The organism is Synechococcus sp. CS-1332, assembly GCF_025127995.1.
In the GTDB taxonomy this organism is placed as follows: Bacteria; Cyanobacteriota; Cyanobacteriia; order PCC-6307; family Cyanobiaceae; genus Cyanobium.
Genome location: NZ_JAHLYP010000052.1, coordinates 56,812 through 78,619, shown reverse-complemented (window position 1 = coordinate 78,619; position 21,808 = coordinate 56,812). Strand labels below are relative to the sequence as shown.

The 21,808-nt window shown below is 67.7% G+C and carries 12 protein-coding genes; 5 read left to right on the top strand and 7 right to left on the bottom strand.

Annotated elements, in window-relative coordinates; genetic code table 11:
- Positions 1-18 precede the first annotated feature (18 nt).
- The gene (locus tag KQ305_RS13680; RefSeq protein WP_259725950.1) at positions 19-723 is read right to left on the bottom strand and encodes an SIMPL domain-containing protein; all 705 of its coding nucleotides are present in this window, start codon (positions 721-723) and stop codon (positions 19-21) included.
- An 89-nt stretch (positions 724-812) separates the two neighbouring features.
- On the opposite strand from KQ305_RS13680, the gene KQ305_RS13675 reads away from it, so the two are divergent.
- Both KQ305_RS13675 and KQ305_RS13670 read left to right on the top strand, forming a co-directional pair.
- The gene (locus KQ305_RS13675) at positions 813-2,294 is read left to right on the top strand and encodes a mechanosensitive ion channel family protein (RefSeq protein WP_259725949.1); all 1,482 of its coding nucleotides are present in this window, start codon (positions 813-815) and stop codon (positions 2,292-2,294) included.
- Positions 2,294-4,246 (top strand): adenylate/guanylate cyclase domain-containing protein, encoded by a 1,953-nt coding sequence (locus KQ305_RS13670; RefSeq protein ID WP_259725948.1) that lies wholly within the window; start codon positions 2,294-2,296, stop codon positions 4,244-4,246. The genes KQ305_RS13675 and KQ305_RS13670 overlap by 1 nt, the downstream gene beginning before the upstream one ends.
- Here KQ305_RS13670 and KQ305_RS13665 read toward each other — a convergent pair.
- The 3 genes from KQ305_RS13665 to KQ305_RS13655 form a co-directional block, all read right to left on the bottom strand.
- A complete protein-coding gene (locus tag KQ305_RS13665) occupies positions 4,200-4,886 on the bottom strand; it encodes a hypothetical protein (protein ID WP_259725947.1) in 687 nt (228 codons plus the stop codon). The two genes, KQ305_RS13670 and KQ305_RS13665, sit on opposite strands and share 47 nt — an antisense overlap.
- Before the next feature lie 35 nt (positions 4,887-4,921).
- Entirely contained in the window at positions 4,922-5,281 is a 360-nt protein-coding gene (locus KQ305_RS13660) for a DUF3307 domain-containing protein (RefSeq protein WP_311134359.1), read from the bottom strand.
- Positions 5,282-5,371: 90 nt separating this feature from the next.
- On the bottom strand, positions 5,372-9,580 hold the full coding sequence (locus KQ305_RS13655; RefSeq protein ID WP_259725946.1) for a CHAT domain-containing protein: 4,209 nt from the start codon (positions 9,578-9,580) through the stop codon (positions 5,372-5,374).
- A gap of 196 nt (positions 9,581-9,776) precedes the next feature.
- Between KQ305_RS13655 and KQ305_RS13650 the strand changes: the two genes are divergently transcribed.
- Positions 9,777-11,483, top strand: coding sequence for a ShlB/FhaC/HecB family hemolysin secretion/activation protein (locus tag KQ305_RS13650; protein WP_259725945.1), 1,707 nt, complete (start codon positions 9,777-9,779; stop codon positions 11,481-11,483).
- A 17-nt stretch (positions 11,484-11,500) separates the two neighbouring features.
- Here the strand turns inward: KQ305_RS13650 and alaS are convergent, their stop codons facing one another.
- From alaS to KQ305_RS13635, 3 genes are all read right to left on the bottom strand, one after another.
- Complete coding sequence (alaS, locus tag KQ305_RS13645; protein ID WP_259725944.1) at positions 11,501-14,176, bottom strand: alanine--tRNA ligase; 2,676 nt, start codon at positions 14,174-14,176, stop codon at positions 11,501-11,503.
- Between the two features lie 64 nt (positions 14,177-14,240).
- Positions 14,241-16,130 carry a glutaminase A gene (gene glsA, locus KQ305_RS13640; protein ID WP_259725943.1) on the bottom strand — a complete coding sequence of 630 codons (1,890 nt, stop codon included), beginning with the start codon at positions 16,128-16,130 and terminating at the stop codon, positions 14,241-14,243.
- A gap of 89 nt (positions 16,131-16,219) precedes the next feature.
- A complete protein-coding gene (locus tag KQ305_RS13635) occupies positions 16,220-17,971 on the bottom strand; it encodes an HD family phosphohydrolase (protein WP_259725942.1) in 1,752 nt (583 codons plus the stop codon).
- A gap of 243 nt (positions 17,972-18,214) precedes the next feature.
- On the opposite strand from KQ305_RS13635, the gene KQ305_RS13630 reads away from it, so the two are divergent.
- Together KQ305_RS13630 and KQ305_RS13625 are read left to right on the top strand one after the other, a co-directional pair.
- Entirely contained in the window at positions 18,215-18,691 is a 477-nt protein-coding gene (locus tag KQ305_RS13630; protein ID WP_259725941.1) for a hypothetical protein, read from the top strand.
- On the top strand, positions 18,688-21,789 hold the full coding sequence (locus KQ305_RS13625) for a DEAD/DEAH box helicase (protein ID WP_259725940.1): 3,102 nt from the start codon (positions 18,688-18,690) through the stop codon (positions 21,787-21,789). The genes KQ305_RS13630 and KQ305_RS13625 overlap by 4 nt, the downstream gene beginning before the upstream one ends.
- Positions 21,790-21,808 lie beyond the last annotated feature (19 nt).

Genomic DNA, 21,808 nt, shown 5'->3' with positions numbered 1-21,808 from the left:
AGCGCAACCCAAAACGCGTCATCGCGCGCAGAACCGCACGGTCAGGCTCAGGCGGTCCTTCGGCAGCGCCAGCTCGGCTGGATCGAAGGGCGGGGCGGCATCGGCCGTGGCAGCCCGCATCTGCATCGGCCGCAATTCGTTGCCGTCCAGCTGCACCTCGAGGGGGTTGAGCTTGCTCAGGCCCACGGCGGCGGCCACCTCCCGGGCCTGGGCGAGGGCGTCCTGGTAGGCCCCCCGCAGCAGCTGGCGCCGCACGGTCCCATCGAGGCCGCGATCGGCCTCGGTGCCCACCGGTGACAGGCGCACCCCGGGCAGGGCCCCCACCTCCCGGATCAGGGCCTGCAGCCGCTGGGGCAGCAGGCGGCCACTGACCTGAAGACTGGCCGTCACGGCGGCCGGCCGGTTGCGCTCGGCGTCGCGCCGCCAGGTGCTGGGCGAGGTGACCCGCAGCTCTTCCACCTGCTGGCCCTGCAGCGCCGTGCGCACTGCCGCCAGGCGCTCCTGCAGGCTCTGGAGAGCACCATCCGCGGTGCTGGCCTCCGCCTCCAGGGACAGGGAGAACGAGAGCCGGCGGGTGGGCCGTTCCTGTTCGGCGCTGCCCCGGGCCTCCAGCAGGGTGCCCTCGCAGCGCAACTGCACCTGGGCAACGGCAACGTGGGGGGAGACCCCGGCCGCCACCAGACCCAGCAGGACGGCGAAGGGGCGCATCAGCAACGGGCGCATCGAAAACGGAGACGGCTGCCACCAGCCTGCTCGTCCCTCGAGCCGAGGGCCAGGTTCGGCGGCAGGATGGGGCGATCGAAGCGAGCACCTTGGCCCTGCTGCAGATCTGGATCAGCGCCCTGGCTGCCACGGCCGGGCTGCTGGTGCTGGCTCGCCTCGGCCGCCTCAGGCACCTGCCGGCCGTGCCGCTGCGGTTGCCGCTGCTGGCCATCGCCGCCTGGGCGGTGCTGAGTTCCCTGCCGCTGCAGGGGGTGCTGCCGGCCTATCGGGTGTGGGTGCTGCTCACCGACGACCTGCTGCTCACCTACGCCGCCATCCTCATCGCCCTCTGGGCCACCCTGGAGGTCCCGGCCCACCTGGGGCTGTGGCGGCCTCCACCGCAGCTGCTGATGCAGCTGCTCACGCTCGGCAGCGGCGCCCTGGCCACGGTGGTGCTGGTGCGGCAGTCGGCGCGGTTCGATCTGGTGGGGCTGGTGACCACCTCCGCCGTGCTCACCGCCGTGATCGGCCTGGCGGCCCAGGAGTCCCTCAAGGACCTGTTCGCGGGTCTGGAGCTTCAGTTGGGGGACGACTTCACCGAGGGTGACTTCCTCGAGCTGGATCAGGGGGTGCGCGGGGTGGTGGTGCGGGTGAGCTGGCGAGACACCATGCTCCGCAACATGGACGGCCAGCTGGTGGTGGTCCCCAACAGCCTCGTCACCGCGAGGGTGCTCCGGAATCTGGGGCGCTCCGGGGCCGTCAGCAACCGGTTCAGCGTCGGCCTCGACTACGACCTGCCGCCGGCCCAGGCCAGGGCCCTGCTCGAGAAGGTGGTACTGCAGCATCCGAAGGTGCTGCGCGAACCGCTCCCCCACATCCGGGTCATGGAGTTCCAGGACAGCGCCATCGCCTACGAACTGCAGGTGTGGCAGCGGGAATTGGGGGATGGGGCCATCGGCGACCTGCGCAGTGATCTCCTGGAGCAGATCTGGTACGCCCTGGCCCGTGAGGGGCAGAGCATCCCCTTCCCGGTGCGGGAGTTGCAACCGCGTCGCACCCGGGACCGGCCCCAGCGGCTCGACCGGCCGTCCCCCCAGCAGTGCTGCCAGACCCTGGCCAGCGTGGGAATCTTCACCGAGCTGAGCGGCGAGCAACTGGAGACGCTGGTCGAAGGCAGCCACCTGGTGGCCTACGGCCCCGGTGAGGCGATGGTGCAGGAGGGGGCCGAAGGCCGCTCGATGTTCCATGTGCTGCGGGGGACCGTGGAGATCCTCAAGGAGCTGGAGCCGGGCCACACCGTGGCCGTGCGTGAGCTGGGGCCTGGGGAGGTGTTCGGTGAGATGACCCTCTTCCTGGACGCGCCACGCAGCGCCACGGTGCGGGCCACCAAGGAATGCCTGCTGCTGGAGGTCGACCGGGAGAGCATCAAGGGCCTGCTGGACGAGAACCCCTACCTGCTGGAGCGCTTCGCCGCCATGGTTCAGGAGCGGCAGGCGGAACTGAAAAACCTGGATCGCGAACAGCACACGGAACGCTCCAATGCTCTGCTGGACACGATGAAACGGCTCTTCTTCGCCTTCAAAGGCACCTGATGGACAGCAAGAAAGGGCCCGGATCAGCGCTCTCCTCCCTGCTGGCACGTCTGGGGTTGCACCATCTGGGGGATGGCGTCCGCTCGCTCGTGCCCTACGCGGCCGCGGGGCTGCTGCTGCTGGCCCTGCAGCGCAGCCCCATCAACGAAACCCTCAACCTGCTGCTCTACGACCTGATCACCAGCCTGCGCCAGGCTCCGCCCGGAACGGACAAAGCGATCACGATCATCGGCATCGACGAATCGGACCTCGCCACCTACGGGTTCCCCATCGACGACAAGGTGCTGTGCGAAGCCATCGACCGGCTGAGTGCCGCAGGGGCGGTGGCGATCGGCCTCGACATCTACCGTGACCAGGGCGTCGGCCCTGACCAGGCCTGCCTGCGCGAGCGCTTCCGCAGTAATCCCCGCCTCGTTTCGATCTTCAACGTGGCCGAAGCCATCGGCCCGGTGCCGGGTACGCCCGCCGACCGGCGCGGTTTCAACGATCTGGTGCTGGATGCCGATGGGGTGATCCGCCGCGATCTGGTGCATGTGGCCGGCCAGGACGAAGCCACCGTGTCCCTGCCCCTGCGCCTGCTGGAGGTGGGCAAGGGCCAGCGGAGCCTGCGGCAGCGGCTTGAGAAGGGCACCGAACCGGGCCCCTGGCTGGAGCCGGCGTCGGGGGGCTACGACCAGCTGGATGCCGCGGGTTTCCAGAAGATGCTCTCCTTTCACCAGCTCGGCAGCTTCCACCTCTGGAATCTCCAGGATGTGCTCGGCCGCAGGCCGATCCCCAGGGACCAGATCCGGGGCCACATCGTGCTGATCGGGACCACCGCTCCCAGCCTGCGGGACCTGTTTCCGGTGCCCCAGACCCGATCCGCCCTCGGGGCGAAACAGCTGCTGGTGCCCGGCGTCGAGATCCATGCCCATCGCCTGGCCGGCCTGATGGACCGCTACGTGGCCGGGGACCCGCGGCGACTGCGGACCCTGCCTGGCTGGGTGGAGCGCGTCGCCGAAGTGCTGGCCGTGGTGCTGGGGATCGTGCTGGGGGAAGCCTTCCGACTACTGCGCCGCAGCGTGATGGTCGTGGTGCTGGTGGCCTCCCTGCTGGTCGGCGGCGCCGTGCTGCTGCTCTACAACTATCTCTGGGTCGGGTTGAGCATGCCTCTGACCGGGCTGATCGCCATGGCGGGTGCAGCCTGGGTGCGCCGGGGCGCCTCCAGCCAGAAACAACGCCAGCAGATCGAACGGCTGCTGGGCCAGACCACCTCCCCGGCCGTCGCCCGCCAGCTCTGGAACCAGCGGGATGGGCTGCTCAGCGACGGGCGCTTCGAGGGGCGCCAGCTGCCGGTCACCGTGCTGATGTCGGACACCTGCTCGTTCACGAGCGTGTCGGAACGGCTCACCCCCGGGGAGCTGCTCGACTGGCTGAACCGGGGCATGGCCCTGTTCGTCCCCGCGATCACACGCCGGGGAGGCATGGTCAACAAGTTCACCGGTGATGGCCTGCTGGCGGTTTTCGGCGCCCCCCTGAGCAGTGGCGAGCAGGCCGACGCCAAGGCCGCCATCGATGCCGCCCTGGCCATCCAACGGGCCGTGACCAGCCTCAATGAAGAACTGGAGCTGGAGGGGCTTCCGGCCATGGCCCTGCGCGTCGGCGTCCATTCCGGCGCTGTTCTGGCGGGATCGATGGGCAGCAGCGAGCGGCTGGAGTACGCGGTGATCGGCGATGCCGTGAACTGCGCCTCGCGGCTGGAAAGCATCGACAAGGATCGTCAGGACAATCTCTGCCGGGTGCTGGTGTCCTCCAGCACCCTGGATCTGCTGCCCAAGGGACTGCCCCTGGAGTGGCTCGACTGGGGCGCGTTGAGCGTCAAGGGACGCACCGAACCCCTGCGCATCTGGGAGCTGCGGGGCGGCCTCAGGCGGGACAGCGCACTGGAAGCCGCTCTGGCCACTGGGCCGTGATCAGATCAGACAAGCCGAAGCTGGCGCCCACTTCCACGCTGGACACGCTGGAGCCACAGGACTGGCGCAGTTTGGCCAGGGAAGCCTGGACGGCAGCGTCCTCCTTGGAGGCTTCCGTGACCAGCAGGCTCAGGGCCGGCGGCGAGTCCGCGGCCACGAAGTTGAGCGGATCAGCAGGGGTGGAGGTGGCCGCCGCCCCTGGGCAGATGTAGCTCGACTCCCACATCGTCGGCACCTTCACTGGGGGCAGGGTCAGGAGGGTGATGCCCGGTGAGGAGGCCGGCAGCACCCGGCGTTGGCCCGAGGACATCGATCCGTCCACGGTGCCGCGATCACTCAGCGGTCGGAAGGTGATCTCCAGGGGACTGGGGGCAGCACTGGGGCCTTCGAGCACACCGAGGTAGCGGGCCTTGCCGGGGGCGAAGACACTGCTGGAGGGCACCAGGTGGGCCAGAAGGCGACTGGCGCACTCACCGCGGGTTCCTCCACCCACCCGCCTGCCTGGGAAGCTTTTACGCAGCTCACTCTGGGCCTGGGCCTGCGGCGGCTCGATCGCCGCCAATGGGACCAGGGTCAGAAGGAAAGCGGCCAGCAACGGGAAGCGGAAACGTCGCGCAGCGCCGCGGGGGCGGAAACGCATAGGAACAGCCATGGGGGAACCAGCAACCTTTCTCTTCATTGGAACCAGAGTGGTGTGGAGGCCTGCCGAATCGCCAGCCAGGCCCAGAGGAACTTGCAGATGATGTGAAGCGCCTGATCAATGGACAGAGTCCACAGACGTCGGCATTTGCCGAAGTCGATCAACAGATGCACACCCCATTCTGCCACACCCAAAATGGGAGATTGGGTGACCATGCCCACCAGAAAGCCATGGATGGCGGCATGGGAGGTGAGCCACCAGCCCCACCCAAGGGTCACCCCGCAACCTGGACACTTCTCCCTCGCCATGCGATCGCTTTGGAGCCCGAAATCCCCGAGGAAATGGGCCATCGCCAGCATCAGAAAGACGTTGAAGACCGCTGGAAGATCAGGCACTGAATGAGGAACTGGGTGGACCGTGGAGACCCACCACAGGTGGGACAGGAAGGGGGAAGGAAGCAAGCCAAGACAGCCGTTGTCGATGGTTCACCAGGGGGTTCCAATCAGCTGAACCCCGGCCCAGAAGTAAGGGTGGGCCATGCCTGACGCGATGCGGCGCCGCTGGGAAGGTGTCAATTCGGTGAGTAGGGGGACACCATCGGACCCGATGACCTTATCGCCCTCAAGCCGCACTTTGCCAGTGGCCATCGCCTGCCGGGTGGCCCGCAGGGCATCGGCTTTCTGGACGCCCTGATCGAGATAGCGATAGAGCTGCAGAAAATAGGCGGAGGTGGCGACATCGTCCACGTACCAGAGGGTGCCGATCGCACTGCGTGATCCCGCCTGCAGGGCCAGTCCTGCAAAACCGAGCTCACTGTCGCTATCCCCCAGGGCCGTGCGACAGGCGCTCAGCACGAACAGTTCAAGCGGACTGCCACTGCGTTGCTGCCGCAGGCCGGCGAACTCCTGAAGGCTGACGGAGCCGGTTCCAGTGAAGATGCGTGCCTGCGACGGTCCGCCTGGCATGAACTCCGCATGGGTGGCCACGTGCAGCCGCTCGTAACGCGGGTCGGCCGCCTGGCTCAGCAGCACCTCCGGGGTGAACGCCTTGTTCAGGAAGCGGTCGATGCCGACCCCATCCGGGATGCCGGCCAGCTCCTCGGGCACCAGGGGGAGGGGGCTGAGTCCTTCGAACTCCGAGGCCCCAGCGGCCAGCATCCGACCCCTTGTCAGCCGGGGAGGGCCGAAGGACGTGAGGTTGAGGGACGGGGTGATCGAGAAGCCGAATTGGTCACCGAAATAGCTGGCGCCGTCATGCAGGGCCGCGAAAGGAAGGCCCTGCAGGCCGCGATCGGCGGCGATCACCAGGGTGGTGATGCCCTTGGCCTTGAGCTCCTCGGCCACGGGCGCGATCAGGGCCCGGTGGATCTGCCTGGACGGGGACTCAGGGTTCTCCACCTGCAGAGGTTCGAGGCGGGCCAGTTGCCGGTAAAGCGCCCGCAGCTGGTCGCCGAAGCGCTCCCGTGACAGCTCAACCCGCTTGCCGAACGGCTCACCCTTGCGGCTGAGCAGGATCAGATCAAGGAATGAATTGGTCGGTTTCTTCTCGGTGTCAACTGGGGCCTTCGCCTCCTGACCCGCAACGGACGTCTCCTGGCCCGCCACCTGCTTCTGTTCGGTGAAGGAGATCATCAGCACCGCCGGGTTGAAGCGCTCGTCGTCCTTGTCCCCCTTCTGGGAGGCCTTGCTGAGCAGTCGTTGCAATTCCTCAAGGCGAAGGGTTCCGTTGGAATCTGCCGCCTTGCCCACATCCCCAAGCGTCCTTTTCACGTCCTCCGTGCGCCGTTGCTCCCCATCCGAAATCGCGGCCGTCACCTTGTCCGAAGCAAGGGTGGAGGTGGTGATGCTGAGGGAGCCCGGTGTGGTGCTGGCGCCCCCGGCCAGACTGAAATCAGCTTCCGAGAGGTTCACCGCCAGAGAATCAGAACCCACCCCGCGCCGGCTGGCGATGAGATTCGAACCTAAGGGAGTCGTCTGGGCGGAGGGAAAGATGCGAAACCCCAGATCGGGCAGTTGGAGCGCGGGGCTCGGCGGAGAAGACGGTGTCGGGTCCGGGGGTGCCGTCACCGTCTGGGGCGGGATTGGCGTGGGAGTGAAGGGCGGGTCGATGGGTGCCAAGGGCGGGGGAAGGGTTGCCGCCAGGCTTCCGCCTAAGGAGACCGGCAACTGCGGATCGCCTGTCGTCACCACACCCTGAAGATCAAAACCGATCGGCAGGAAGATCTGGCCTGGCGCGAAGGCACCGGTGATGCTGCGGGCCCGGATCAACTCATAGGGGGTGGGGACTCCGACGATCGGCGGAGAGACCACCTCCAAGCCACCGCCAAGAACCGTGTCACCGAAAACAGAGAGCTGATCGTCGGTGGAGAGATCGAAAAGGAGCTGGCTGTTGGCCTCCAGCCGCAGACTTGCGGCACGAATGCGGAGCGATCCAATGGGATCAAGCACCGCCACCGGTGCCCCTGGCGCAGGCGAGCCGCCATTGGTGAACGTCCCCAGACCGCCGGCACCCACCTCAATCTCACCGGAGCCCTGGAGGGTTCCATCATTCCTGAACGTGGCACTGTCAATCAACAGCCTGGCCGAACCATTGCCCTGCAGAACAACCGAAGTGCCCGGGGAAATGGTCGAACTCTGCAGATTCAACGTACTGTTGGGAGCGATCAGAATCGATCCGGCACCGCCAAGGCCCGTCACCTGGTTGGATCCCGACAGAAGCAGCTGCGCCCCGTTATCAACGGCCAGATTGGAACCATTGATGGTCGCCTGGTTCAGGGCGAGGGTGGCACCATCAGCAACTCGGATGAAGGTCGTGATGATCGGCGTGGCATCCCTGAAAATGGCACCGTCGATCAGGCTGCTCTGGGCTGAAGGACCAATTTTCAGAAGTGACGTGGCAAAGGCTGTGACGGTGCGACCGGGACCTTGAACGTAACGCCTGGAGATATCCAGAGTCGCAGGTTTCGGGCTGCCAAACAGGGAGAGCTGAACCTCCCCCAGACTGGTTGGACTCCAACCAAACTCTCCGGTGCGAACCGTGCCCGAAAGAAGTTTGAAGGGCTCAACGGCACCAGTGAGTTCGATGTTGCCATCAATACGGGATGCCCCCTGAAAGGTTTTGAGCGTGCCGGTGTTGATATCAACCGCGCCCTTCTGCCAGCTGATCGAACCCGCAGGTGTGGAGGCATCAGCTGTTTTCTGATACCAGAGATCGACATCCAGACGTCCCAGCGTGGAGGTGTTCGAGAAGGCGACTGGGTCCACACCCGGAACGTCGATCAGGATGTTGCCGTCGGCCCTCAAATCCAGGCTGGCGTTCGCACCAGCCGTTTTCTCGACCGAGGCCAGCAGGGAAATGGTCCCCGGCTGGGTGCCCACGGGATCGGTCGTGTCCACGATCACCGTCTGCCCGCTATTGAGGGCCGTGTTGATGAGCCCGACATCGATACGCGACGGAGAGCCGGGAGGACCCACCGAGGTGCCTCCGGGAGGCGAGCCACCCCCAGTGCCGGAGGGGACGATCTCGATGTCGCGGGGATCGATCAGCCAGGTTCCACCTCGCCCCCTGGGTGCCGAGAGATCCGGCGCTGTGGAGAGTGCCAGCCAACCCGCCGAGGTCTCTACGAACCCCCCATCGCCTCCCTGAGGACCACCCCTGGCGCTGACGGCACCATGCACTTCAGCCACGTCCTTGCCAAGGACCAAGAGGCGTCCGCCACGGCCAGCCGTGGTGGCATCAGCCCGGAGAACGGAGGACGCATCCACCGTGGTGGTCAACGCGGTCGCGGTCCCCAGGGGGTCGGCACCGACCTGCACGACACCTCCCGCCGTGCGGCCTGTCGCCAGAAGGCTGGATCCGGCCAGAGAAACCTGTTTCCCGGTGAGGCTGATGCTTCCGCCAGAGCCGGCCGGGTTGGAAACATCCACCGTGCTGTTCTGAAGCGCCACCTGCTGGCCCTGGAGGGCCACCTGACCCCCGGGGGCCTGAAGCCGTGATCCCCCCAGCAGAACGTGGCCTCCCTGGGCATCCAGCAGCAATCCGCCCTCCACGGTGAGCAGGCCGCCCTCGATGGCCAGGTCCCCCTGGGCGGTAAGACCAAGCTGGCTCAGGGTGGACGGGTCGGTGCTGAGCCCGGACAGGCCCAGGAAGGGCGCTCCAGCCAGGGAGGCGGCGGCCGCGGCCGTGGTGCCGTTCGCATCAAAACGACCCTCTCCCACCCGCAGGCCGGTGGCGGTGGTCAGGTTGAGTTGCTGAACATTGTTGAAGGTGCCGGAACCACTGAACCGGATTCCCCCCGGTGAGAGCCAGACGAGGTTGGCCGGACCGCTCAGGGTTATGGCCTTATCGATGAAGCTGCCGAGGGGATGGGTGACGCCCACCATGACGTTGCGATGGCCCGCCACGTCGAGGCTGACGCCGGTGATGCCACCGCGGGTATCGAAGGCGGAGAAGCGGTGAAAGAGATTGGCCCCGGCGGAGGTGCCCCCCTGGATCGCACAGGCACCGCCGAAGCAACTGCCTCCTGGACGGCCATTCACGACGCTGCCCAGCCCCAGGGGACCACCAGTCGCGGAGATCTCGCCGGCGGCGACAGGCGTGGTCGCCAGCCCCAGCAGAGCGACAAGCCTCAGCGGGGCGAGCCAACGCGTGGATTTCAGGACAGGAGACGAACCCGACCAGCCCTTCCGGGCCAACTCACTGGGACATTGGTATCTGTTGCTACTCAAATTCCTGCCCACAACGCTGATGGGTGGGTAAGTTTTCCAGGCGAAAACATTAGAACCAATCCCTTTGCCATCAGACACGCATCAGGTGCTACTCCACCTGACCTCATCAACATCTAAGAACGCTACCAGCCTGTCTTTCTGAGCGAGAACACGGCCTTCACTGATGCTGCTCCTTCTCGCCCAGTTGGTGGCCCCTCCCCTGCAGGACGGCCCGATCCGGTTGCCAGGCCCTTCGCGTCAGTTTGAGCGGCCGGTCCCCTCCGAACCACTACCGCCCGCCCCCGTCGACATCCGGCCCCTGGAAACGCCGGTGTCCGAGCCCGATGGCACCAGGCCACCCCCTCCCACACCTGCTCCCGGGACCCAGCAGCCAGCGGGCCCACTGCCGGAGATCCGCGGGCTGACGCTCTACAGCCCTCTTCAGGTGCGCGAGATCCTGGCCGAGTGCAGCAGGATCGCCGATCCGCTGGAGCGGCTCAAGGCCTGCGCCGTCGCCCTCAGCACCCGGCTTGTCTTCGATGGGTATGTCAGCAGCCGCGTCTACGTGGTGGGCGAGCCGGCCCCGGGCTATCTCGATGTGGTGGAGGGTCGTGTCGTCGGGATCCAGGTGTCCGGCGGCGATCCCCGGCTGAACCGTCGCGTCGAGCGGCTGTTGCGCCCCCTGCGCGGCCAGATCCTGCGGCTGTCCACGGTGGAGCAGCAACTACAACTGCTCAAGCGGCAACCAGGCATCGAGAGCGTGCGGGGCACCCTGGCACGGTTGGGCAGTGATCCCTCCGAAGGGGTGTTCCGGGTCGCGGTGGAGCCGGCCCGCGAACCCTGGCAAGGGGATCTGGCGCTGCGCAACGACGGCACCAGCGGCTCCGGCGAGTTCCGGGCCGTGGCCACGCTGCTCAAACCCAGCCTGCTGCGGCGAGGGGACACCCTGCTGATCTACGGCGAGCTTGATGCCACCGACACCCCCGAACTGGGGGCGGCCATCGCCTCGGTGAGTTACACCTACCCCTTCAGCGACACCTTCAGCCTCACCGGTGGTTTCGGTTTCAGCCGCCGCAACCTGGTGGAGCTGCCGTCGCCGGTGGATGGGTTCTCCACCAGCCAGTTCCAGGCCCTGGCCCAGTTCGAATGGGTGTTCCGCGAATCCCTCAGCCAGCGCTGGAGCCTCTTCGCCGGCTACAGCAACAGCCGCAGCACCACCTATGAGCAGGACACCGCCCTGCCGGCCGGCGTGCCCGAAAGTGTTCGCAGCCCTGCCGGCGGCTACCTGCGCTTCGGGGTCAACGGCAGCGGCACCGGCCGCCATCTGGGTTGGAACGGCAGTGCCTACCTGCTGCAGGGCGTCACGGCAGCGACCCCGGCCATCCAGCGCCAGCAACTGGCGGAAGCAGGCATCGCCATCGGTGGGGCCACCGCCATCGGGGGCTTCCTCTCCGGCTCCTGGACCGTGACCCCCCGCTGGCAGATCAACCTGCGCACCGCCGCCCAGCTGGCCTTTGCCCCGCTGACCTCCTCGATGCAGTTCACCCTCGGTTCCGATGTGGGGCTGCGTGGTCTCCCCGGCCAGCTGATCAGCGGCGACAGCGGCTGGCTGGCCAGCACCGAAGCGGTGTGGACCTTCTGGAACGGCAAGACCAGTGCCCTCCAGCTCGTGCCCTTCATGGGCGCCGGAGGCATCCGCACCAACTTCAACGGTGGCTCCTTCGGCGACACGGTGGGGGCCGGCGGGGTGCTGCTGCGCTGGCTGGCCAACAACAACTGGACGGTGGAGCTGGGCTGGGCCAAACCCTTCTCCACCACCGACAACCTCGGCGTCTGGAATGACTGGCTACTGGGGCAGGGGCTCTACACCAAGGTGAATGTCCGCTTCTGAGCGTCAGAGGCTGGGCTTCAGACCCCTCCCAGCTGGTCGAGCAGCCGCCGGCGGGCCTCCACCAGCGCCCCATCGAGGGCCGCGCCGTCGCGCCCGCCGGCCTGGGCCAGCTGGGGACGGCCGCCGCCACCGCCGCCACAGAGCTGGGCAATGCCACCGATGAAGGCTCCCGCCTTGGCGCCGGAGGCCACCACCGCGGCACCGAAAGCCGCCACCAGCATCACCTTGCCCAGCTCCGCCGGGTCCGGCAGACCGCCGAGCACCACGGCCGCCCCCACACCGAGCTGCTGCTGCAGGCACTGGGCCGCCTCCTGGAGGCCGGCGCCATCGACGCCATCCAGTCGCTGCACCAGCAGCCGATGGGAGCCGATCGTTTCAGCCAGCTCCCCAAGGGCGCTGGCCTTGGCCACCGCCAACGCGCCGCGCACCGCCGCCAGCTCCTTGGCGGTGGCCCGCAGTTCTTCGGCCTGGGCGGCGACGCGCTCAAGGATCTCAGCGGGCTGGGCCTTGAAGCGATCGGCCAGCTCCCTCACCACCCGGTCGCGCTCCCTCAGGTAGGGGAGCAGGGCGGGACCGGCCACCGCCTCGATGCGGCGGATGCCCGCCGCCACGCCCGTCTCGGCCACGATCCGGAACAGGCCGATCTCGGCGGTGTTGGCCACATGGGTCCCACCGCAGAGCTCCATCGAGACGCCGGGCACATCCACCACCCGCACAACCTCGCCATACTTCTCGCCGAACATGGCCACGGCGCCGGCGGCCCGGGCCCGCTCCAGTTCCATCTCCCCCACCTCCAGGGGATGGGCCTCGGCGATCCAGCCGTTGACCAGGTCCTCGATCTGCTCCAGTTCGGCCGGGGTGAGGGCCCGGGGGCAGTGGAAGTCGAAGCGCAGCCGGTCGACATCCACCAGGGAGCCCGCCTGGGACACCCCGTCGCCGATCACCTGTTTGAGGGCCGCCTGCAGCAGGTGGGTGGCGGTGTGGTGGGCCTGGGCGCGGCGGCGGCAGCTGCGATCCACCCGGGCCTGCACCACCTCGCCCACCGCCAAGGTGCCACGCTCGATGCGGCCGCCATGCACGAAGACGCTGCGGTTGCGACTGACCGCATCGATGCGCACGATCAGGCCAGCTTCAACGCCCGCGTCACCGGCCAGCAGCAGCCCCCGGTCGCCCACCTGGCCGCCGGATTCGCCGTAGAACGGCGTGCTGTCGAGCACGATCTGCACCGCATCGCCGGCGGTGGCGAGGGTGGCCGGTTCCCCGTTCACCACCAGGGCCAGCACGCAGGCCGCCTGATCGAGGGCCTCGTAGCCACGGAAGTGGGTGGGCGCCAAGGCCGCGGCCACCTGGTCGATCGCACCCTGGAGGGTGAGATCGATGCTCACCGCCGCCGCCTTGGCCCGCTGCCGCTGGCGCTCCATAGCCGCCTCGAAACCCTCCAGGTCCACCGTCAGGCCGTGCTCCTCGGCAATTTCCTCGGTGAGCTCCAAGGGGAAGCCGTAGGTGTCGTAAAGCTCGAAGGCGGCGTCGCCGCTGATGCGCTCCGGCCGGGTGGCGAGCACCTCGGCCAGCAGCTTCTCGCCCCGCTCCAGGGTGTCCAGGAAGCGGGCCTCCTCCCGCACCAGCTCGGCCAGGATCACCTCCCGCCGTTCCAATAGCTGGGGGTAGGCCGCGGCCATCAGGGCGATCGCCGCCTCCCCCATCGCCACCAGGAAAGGGCGGTCGATGCCCAGCAAGCGGCCATGGCGCACCACACGACGCAGCAGGCGGCGAAGGACGTAGCCCCGGCCCAGGTTGGAAGCGGTGACCCCATCGGCGATCAGCAGGGTGATGGCCCGGCTGTGGTCACCGATCACCTTGAGGGAGGTCTGGGCGCGGGTGTCTAGGGCGGGGTAGTCCAGCCCCGCCAGCGCCGCGGCTGCCTCGACCAGGGGATAGATGAGGTCGGTTTCGTAGTTGTTCGGGACCTTCTGAAGGATCTGGGCCATGCGCTCCAGGCCCATACCGGTGTCGATGCTGCGCCGGGCCAGGGGCGTGAGCGCACCGGCCGCGTCGCGGTTGTACTGCATGAACACCAGGTTGTAGAACTCGATGAAGCGGCCGTCGTCCTCGAGATCGATGGCGTCATCGCCCCGCTCGGGGTGGAAGTCGTAGTAGATCTCCGAGCAGGGGCCACAGGGGCCGGTGGGGCCCGAGGCCCAGAAATTGTCGGCCTCGTCCATGCGGATGATCCGCTTCGGATTCACCCCCACGGCGTCACGCCAGATCGCGGCCGCCTCATCGTCGTCGCGGAAGACGCTGACCACCAGGTGGGCCGGATCGAGTCCGAACCCCTCGGTGATGAGCTCCCAGGCCCAGGCGATCGCCTGCTCCTTGAAATAGTCGCCGAAGGAGAAATTCCCCAGCATCTCGAAGAAGGTGTGGTGCCGGGCGGTGCGGCCCACGTTCTCGATGTCGTTGGTGCGAATGCACTTCTGGCTGCTGGTGGCCCGGGGCGCCGGTGGCGCCGCCTGGCCGAGGAACACCGGCTTGAACGGCAGCATGCCGGCGATGGTGAGCAGCACCGTGGGGTCCTCGGGCACCAGGGAGGCACTCGCCATCCGCCGGTGGCCCCGTTCTTCGTAAAACGAGAGGAAGGCCTCACGGATCTCGGCCCCGCTGCGAGGCCTGGGGCGGGTGGGGTCGGCAGCCATGACGAGAACGCAGGGAGAGTCCTGGGACAGGCATGATCGCCCAGCGCCGGAGCCCGGCGGGAGCTCAGTAGTGCTCCATCAGCGTCAGCTGGACGCTTGTCTGGCTGAGCTTGGCGCCGATGTCGCAGGTGAGGGCCTTGAGCAGGGCGATCACCACGTCAGGATGGCTGGCACTGAGGGCCTCGAAGTCGCTGCGGTGCAACACCCAGCACTCGCCGGGCCGGGTGGCGATGATGTCGGCGGTGCGGGGTGTCTGGGCCACGAAGCCGATCTCCCCGAAGCAGAGCCCCGGGCCGAAGGTGGCCAGCCGGGTGGAGTGGGAGACCCCATCACCGGTCTTGATGTCGAGGGCGATGTCGAAGGAGCCGGAACGCACCAGGAACAGCTCGTCACCGGGATCCCCGCGACGGATCACGAAATCACCGGCCACAAACGCTCGCCTGGCCATGCAATCCACCAGGATCCGCCGATGCTCCACGCCCAGGGGCGCCAGAAAGCCCTGCTCTCCGACGTCGTCGCCCGCGTCACTGGCACCCACTTCGGTCGGCGGGTCATACCACGTCAGGAGCAGTTCTTCGGCGGCTTCGAGGGCCGAATCCAGATGCTCGTAGGCGTCGATCCGATCGGTGATGTTCCAGTCGGGCTTGGAGACCAGGGGCAGCCGACCGGCGCGGGAGAGGAGGATCTCAACGCCATCGTCCTCGATCGAACAGAGCTGACGATCCAGCAGGCCTGAGGACTCCATCGGGCACTCGGTCACGTGGGCCAGATCGAGGATGAGGATGCGCACGTCGTTGCTGAGCCGCACCAGTTCGGAGGCCAGCTGCTCGATGCCGCCGAAATCGAGCACTCCCTGCACGTGGATGATGCGCACCTCATCCCGGTGGGGCGCCAGGATCTCCAGCTCCCGATCACTGCGCCAGCGTCGCGATTTTCGCTGGGACCCCTGGTAGGAACGGCGGATGGTGGCATCGGCCTGGTAGTACTGATTGAACAGACTCAGGCCCACCCCCACCGATAACTGGCGGCAGACCGCCACTCCCCGGACACTGTTGCCGAAGTTGTCCAAGGGAGGCGAGTAGGTGGCGATGCCGAGCCGTCCCGGGATCACCGCCATCACCCCTCCAGCGACCCCGCTCTTGGCCGGAATGCCGACGTCATGGAGCCACTGGCCCGCGAAGTCATACATGCCGCAGGTGCCCATCAGGGCCAACACCCGAACGGTGATGTCGTACGACAGGGGCTGGCCACCGGTGAAGGGATTGCGGCCCTGGCAGGCCAGGGTGGAGGCCATCACGGCCAGATCACGACAGGTGACGGAGATGGCGCACTGGCGGAAATAGAGATCGAGGGCCGGTTCAGGGTCGGACTCGATGATGTTGAAGTTGCGCAGCAGGTGGCCGATGGCGCGGTTGCGGTGTCCCGTTTCCTTCTCCGAGCGGTAGACGTCTTCATTGATCGTCAGGCGCCGACCGGCCAGTTCCTCGAAATACTCCAGCAGCAGCTCAACAGCGCCGGTGGGATCGGCGTCACAGATCTGGGCGGAGGCGGCGATCGCCCCGGCATTGATCATCGGATTGCGGGGCTTGCCCGAGTCAGGGTCGAGGCTGATGGCGTTGAAGGCTTCCCCTGAGGGCTCCACATCGATCTTGCTGGCCATGAAGTCGAACGAGAGCGTCTTCAGGGCCAGTGCATAGATGAAGGGCTTGGAGATCGACTGAATCGTGAACTCCTTCCTGGTGTCACCGATCTCATAGATCCGCCCACCCGACGTGGCGATGACGATGCCGAAATCGTCGGGGCAGGCGTTGGCCAGCTCGGGGATGTAGTCCGCCACCCTGCCTTCCCGGACCCCGGAGAAGGAGTCGTACAGCTCGCCGAGCAGCTCCTGGATGACGTTGGGATGGCGATCGGCACCCTGCAGCAGCAGTTCATCCCGAAGATGGTCAGGCATTAGGTAGCAACAGATACCAGAAAGTGGGCGCCCTTGCTTGCCCCATCTCCCACCATGGCATCGGCAGAGGTGGCCGAAGCCTGCGATCCTCAGGACTTTCGGGAACCGGCCTGCAGCAGAGCGTCCAGGTCCACCGGATCGATCTGGTCGGCAGCCAGGAATCGCTGGGCATAGGTGAGGTAAACCCCGGAGCCCAGGAAAAGATCGAACAGGTCCGCATCGATGCGGCCACGGTCCCGCAGGCCGGCCAGGATCCCCAGGGACTGGGACAGGGGCATCCCCTGCTTGTAGGGGCGATCGGCGGCGGTGAGGGCCTCGAAGATGTCGGCGATGGCCAGAATCCGGGCCGGGATCGACAGCTGTTCCGCCGTCAGTCCCCTCGGGTAGCCCCGGCCATCAAGGGTTTCGTGATGCCCTCCGGCAATCTCGGCGACCCGATCCATCGACGGGGGGAAGGCCATGCTCTCCAGCATCACGATCGTATGGATCATGTGTTCGCGGATCTTGTAGATCTCCTCGGGGGTGAGCGTGCCCCTGGCCACCGACAGGTTGTAGAGCTCGCCGCGGTTGTAGAGCAGTTCCGGCACCGCCAGGTTGAAGCCCCACCTGGCCTCCGGCACCTCGGCGGCGGGCCTGGGGAGACGGTGGTGGTGGGCATCGCAAAGCAGGGTCGCGGGGGCCGGCAGGGGCTCGGAGTGATCGCTGTATCTGGCCTGCTCCTCCCAGCCCAGCCCCAGTCGGTCGTCGAAATGGCGCCACCAGTGGCGCCCCGCCAGCTGCTGGAGCTGGGCAAGATCCTCTGGATCGGTGCCTTCGCTGCCCACGTTGCAGCGGGACACACAGGCGAAATCACGCTGCAGTTCCTGCTCCAGTTGTGCATAGTCCCGCTGCAGGGTTTCAGGGTCACCGCCCGCCAGCAGGCCCTCGAGCATGGCGATGCGTCCATCCCGCAGCAGCACCTCGAAGCGGGTGCGGATCTCATGAATCCGGTTGGTCGGGGCGTCCAGCTTGGTGGCCTTTTCCACCACCGCCTCAGGGGTCACGATCTTGCCGCAGTCGTGCAGCCAGGCCGCCGTGCGGAATTCCCGGCGCTCCGCCTCTCCGCTGAAGCGAAACGGGGCCAGAGGCCCCTCTTGGGTGGCTTCCGCCGCTTCAGCCAGCAGCAGGGCCAGCTCCGGCACCCTGGAACAATGACGGCCGGTATGGGTGCTGCGGGCGTCGATCGCCCCCGCCAGCAAGGCGATCATCGAATCGATCTGCCGCTGCTGCCCCTCCAGGGCCCGGGTGCGTTCGACGCAGACGGCCGCCAGGGCCGCCAGGGCCTCGATCAGCTGCTGGTCGCCGGCATCGAAGGGACGCACGAGGTCGGTGGCCGTCTCGGGGGTGATCAACGCAGCGGACTCCCGCTTGCGGTTGATCAGCTGCATCACTCCCACAACGTCCCCGGCCATGGTTCTCAGTGGCACCACCAGCATCGACACGGCGCGGTAGCCCGTGCGGCGATCAAGACCGGCGTCAAAGCGGTAGGGACGGTCGGTGGGAATCGCGTACACATCCGGCAGATTCAGCACCTCGCCATGCAGGGCCGTCCAGCCAACGAGTCGCTCGGGGGTGATCGGGAAGCGCACATCCAGCAGGCTGGAATCGATGCCGGCCCCGCGGGCCGCCAGGGAGCTGTTCTGGAAGGCCGTGAACCAGAGTCGCTTCTCTCCCTTCTCCTCTTCCACCAGGTAAATGCTGCCGGCATCGCTGAGGGTGAGATCCCTGGCACTGGAGAGGATCTGCCGCAGCAGGGCGGGGAGGTTGAGCGCCCCGCTGATGGCCGTGGCGATCTGGAGCATCTCCGGCAGCGCGCGTCTCGCCTGGTGGGCGTCGGAGGCGTGCGGTGGCGGATGGGCGGCGGTCAAGGGGGTTGCCTGCCGTGATGGGAAGCCCGGACCCCTGGCAAAAACCAGGACTCCGCCCATGGCCGTGATCGGAGCAACGTCCGGTGACCGCGCCAGGGATGGATGAAAGGCCGAAAAAGAACTGTGCTGGTTGAACCGCTGGCATGGCCAGCATCAACGAATAATGTAAGACGGCCGATGGTCAGGCATGATCGGCCCATCGCCAAGGCCTTGTCGTTGACCCAGGCGTCCGACGATTCCCGTGCCCGTCTGCGGCTGCAGTCCCTGTCGTGGGCGCTGCTCGGCGGACTCGCCGCCACCCTCATCGGCCTGCCGGCCGGTCTGGAGAGCGGGCTGCGGTCGGCGGGCTGTGGCTTCTTCTACGGCCTGCTGGCCTTCCACCTGCAGCGGGTCGATCCGGACGACGAGCACCTGGCGGCCGGGCTGGTGGGAGCCGTGTGCGGCATCCGCAGCCTGGGGGGACCCGTGCTGGTCACCTCCCTGACCTTGCCCGTCCCGGAGATCCATTCCCTGCTCCACCAGCCCCTGGCACACAGCGTGGCTGAGGCCATCGTCGACCTGATGCGTGGTTGGTTGCCGCTCTGGCTTCCCCTGATCGGCAGTGCCCTGCTGCTGAGGGGCGCCCAACGTCTCCTGCCCGCCCTGCGGCCATGAGTCTCCTGCATGCCACCTGGCTGTTTCCGCCGGAAGGGGCCGGGGGCCGACTGCTGCTCTGGGCCGACACCTGGCGGGTTGCCACTCCGGTGGCGCCGCTGCGCACCGTTCCCGACCATCCCCTGTCCCTCAACGTCGACGATCTGGGTGCCTGGCTGGATGACCACGGCCTCTGGTCGGAAGCCTTCCGCCCGGCGGAGGCTCTGCTCACCCTGCCCAGCCGCAGCCAGGGGGCCCGCGGTCGCCGCAAGGCAGCCAGTGAGGGGCTGGCCGCCTGGAGCGGTCTGCCGCTGCAGGCGGGTGAGCCGATCCCGAAGGAGGTGCAGTGGTGGCCCTGGCGGGTTGAGGGCCTGGCCCTCGATCCCGCCGGGGCCGGCGAATGGCTCGCCGGGCTGCCTCTCGCGGGCGACGATCCTGGCCTGGCGGACGATCTGCGCTGGTGGAGCCACCTGGAGCGCTGGGCCCTGAGCCTGATCGCCCGGGGCCGCTGGCTGCCCCAGGTGGAGGAGGACCGGGCCCGCTGGCTGCCTCTGCTCAACCGCGAAGGGGACCGGCGCCGGCTGGAGGAACTTTCCATCCGGCTGCCCCAGGTGGCCACCTGCGCCATGGCCGCCGGGGCTACCGGGGAACTGGGGCTGGCTTGCCGCCGACCTGGCAGCGGCCGGCTGCGGGTGGCCAGCCTGCTGGAAGCCCTCCTCGATGGCCAGCTGCGCAGCGGCTTCCGGCCCGATGCCAAGGGCCTGGATCCCCTGCTGGGCGCCTGGCAGAAGGCCCTCGGCCCCGGCCCCGGCCGGCTCGAGCTGGATGAGGAGGAGCGGGAACGGCTGGCCGTGGCCACCCACCACTGGCGCGAAGCGGTGGCGGGGCGCGTGGCGCCGGCCAGGACCTGCCTGGAGCTGTTCACCCCCGAGGAGGGCGGGGAACTCTGGGAGTTGCGCTTCTCCTTGCAGGCCGAGGCCGATCCCAGCCTGCGCATGCCGGCCCGCACGGTCTGGAATGCGGGCGACGGCAGGCTCCAGCTGGGAGAAGTGGAGGTGGCCGAACCAGGCCAGTTGCTGCTGGAAGGCATGGGCCGGGCCCTGCAGGTGTTCGAACCGATCGGACGGGGCCTCGATACCGCGGCCCCCGAAGCCATGCAGCTCACCCCGGCAGAGGCGTTCGTGCTGGTGCGCACCGCCGCCACCCAGCTGCGCGACGTGGGGGTGGGCGTGGTGTTGCCCGCCAGCCTCAGTGGTGGCCTGGCCAGCCGCCTGGGCCTCTCGATCGAGGCCGAGCTGCCCGACCGTTCCCGCGGCTTCTCCCTGGGGGAAAGCCTCGAGTGGAAATGGGAGCTGATGATCGGCGGCGTCACACTCAACTTGAAGGACCTCGAGCGCCTGTCCGCCAAGCGCAGCCCGCTGGTGCAGCACAAGGGGGTCTGGATCGAACTGCGCCCCAGCGATCTCAAGAATGCCGAGCGCTTCTGCGCCGCCGATCCCAACCTCAGCCTCGACGATGCCCTGCGGCTGACGGCCAGCGACGGCGACACCCTGATGCGGCTGCCGGTGCATCGCTTCACCGCCGGGCCCAGGCTGCAAGCCGTCCTGGAGCAGTACCACCAGCAGAAGGCCCCGGATCCCCTGCCGGCACCGGAGGGCTTCGCTGGCCAGCTGCGGCCCTACCAGGAGCGGGGCCTCGGCTGGCTGGCCTTCCTGCACCGCTTCGACCAGGGCGCCTGCCTGGCCGACGACATGGGCCTGGGCAAGACGGTCCAGTTGCTGGCCTTCCTGCAGCACCTCAAGGTGGAGCAGGAGCTCAAGCGTCCTGTCCTGCTGGTGGCTCCCACCTCGGTGCTGACCAACTGGAAGCGGGAGGCGGCGGGCTTCACGCCGGATCTGGAGGTGCGGGAGCACTACGGCCCCCGCCGGCCCTCCACCCCGGAGAAGCTGGCCAAGGCCCTGGAGGGGGTGGACCTAGTGCTCACCAGCTACGGGCTGCTGCAGCGCGACAGCGAACTGCTGGAGAGCATTGACTGGCAGGGCATGGTGATCGACGAAGCCCAGGCGATCAAGAACCCATCGGCCAAGCAGAGCCAGGCGGCCCGCGACCTGGCCCGCCCCGGCAAGCAGGGCCGCTTCCGCATCGCCCTCACCGGCACCCCCGTGGAGAACAGGGTGAGCGAGCTCTGGGCCCTGATGGACTTTCTCAACCCCAGGGTGCTGGGGGAGGAAGGTTTCTTCCGCCAGCGCTACCGCCTGCCGATCGAGCGCTACGGCGACATGAGTTCCCTGAGGGATCTCAAGGCCCGGGTCGGGCCTTTCATCCTGCGGCGGCTCAAGACCGACCGCTCGATCATCTCCGACCTGCCGGAGAAGGTGGAACTGCGCGAGTGGGTGGGCCTGTCGGCGGAGCAGACGAAGCTTTACCGCCAGACCGTCGACGACAGCCTCGACGCGATCGCCCGCGCCCCCCTGGGGCAGCGCCATGGCCAGGTGCTGGCCCTGCTGACCCGGCTCAAGCAGATCTGCAATCACCCGGCCCTGGCCCTCAAGGAGGGCCGGGTGGAGAACGGCTTCGCCAGCCGCAGCGCCAAGCTGCTGCGGCTGGAGGAGATCCTCGAGGAGGTGATCGAAGCAGGCGATCGGGCCCTGCTGTTCACCCAGTTCGCCGAATGGGGCCACCTGCTCAAGGCCTACCTGGAACAGCGCTGGCGCCAGGATGTGCCGTTCCTGCATGGCGGCAGCAGCAAGACCGACCGCCAGGCGATGGTCGACCGCTTCCAGGAGGATCCCCGCGGTCCCCAGTTGTTCCTGCTCTCCTTGAAGGCCGGCGGCGTCGGCCTCAACCTCACCCGGGCCAGCCACGTGTTCCATATCGACCGCTGGTGGAACCCGGCGGTGGAGAACCAGGCCACCGACCGGGCCTACCGAATCGGCCAGACCAACCGGGTGCTGGTACACAAATTCATCACCAGGGGTTCAGTGGAGGAGAAGATCGACCGCATGATCGAGGAGAAATCCAAGCTGGCCGCCGACATCGTCGGCAGCGGCGAGGAATGGCTCGGTGGCTTCGATGTCGGCCAGCTCAGGGATCTGGTGGCCCTGGAGGACGGCCTCTGAGGCTGGTGAAACGCTGAGG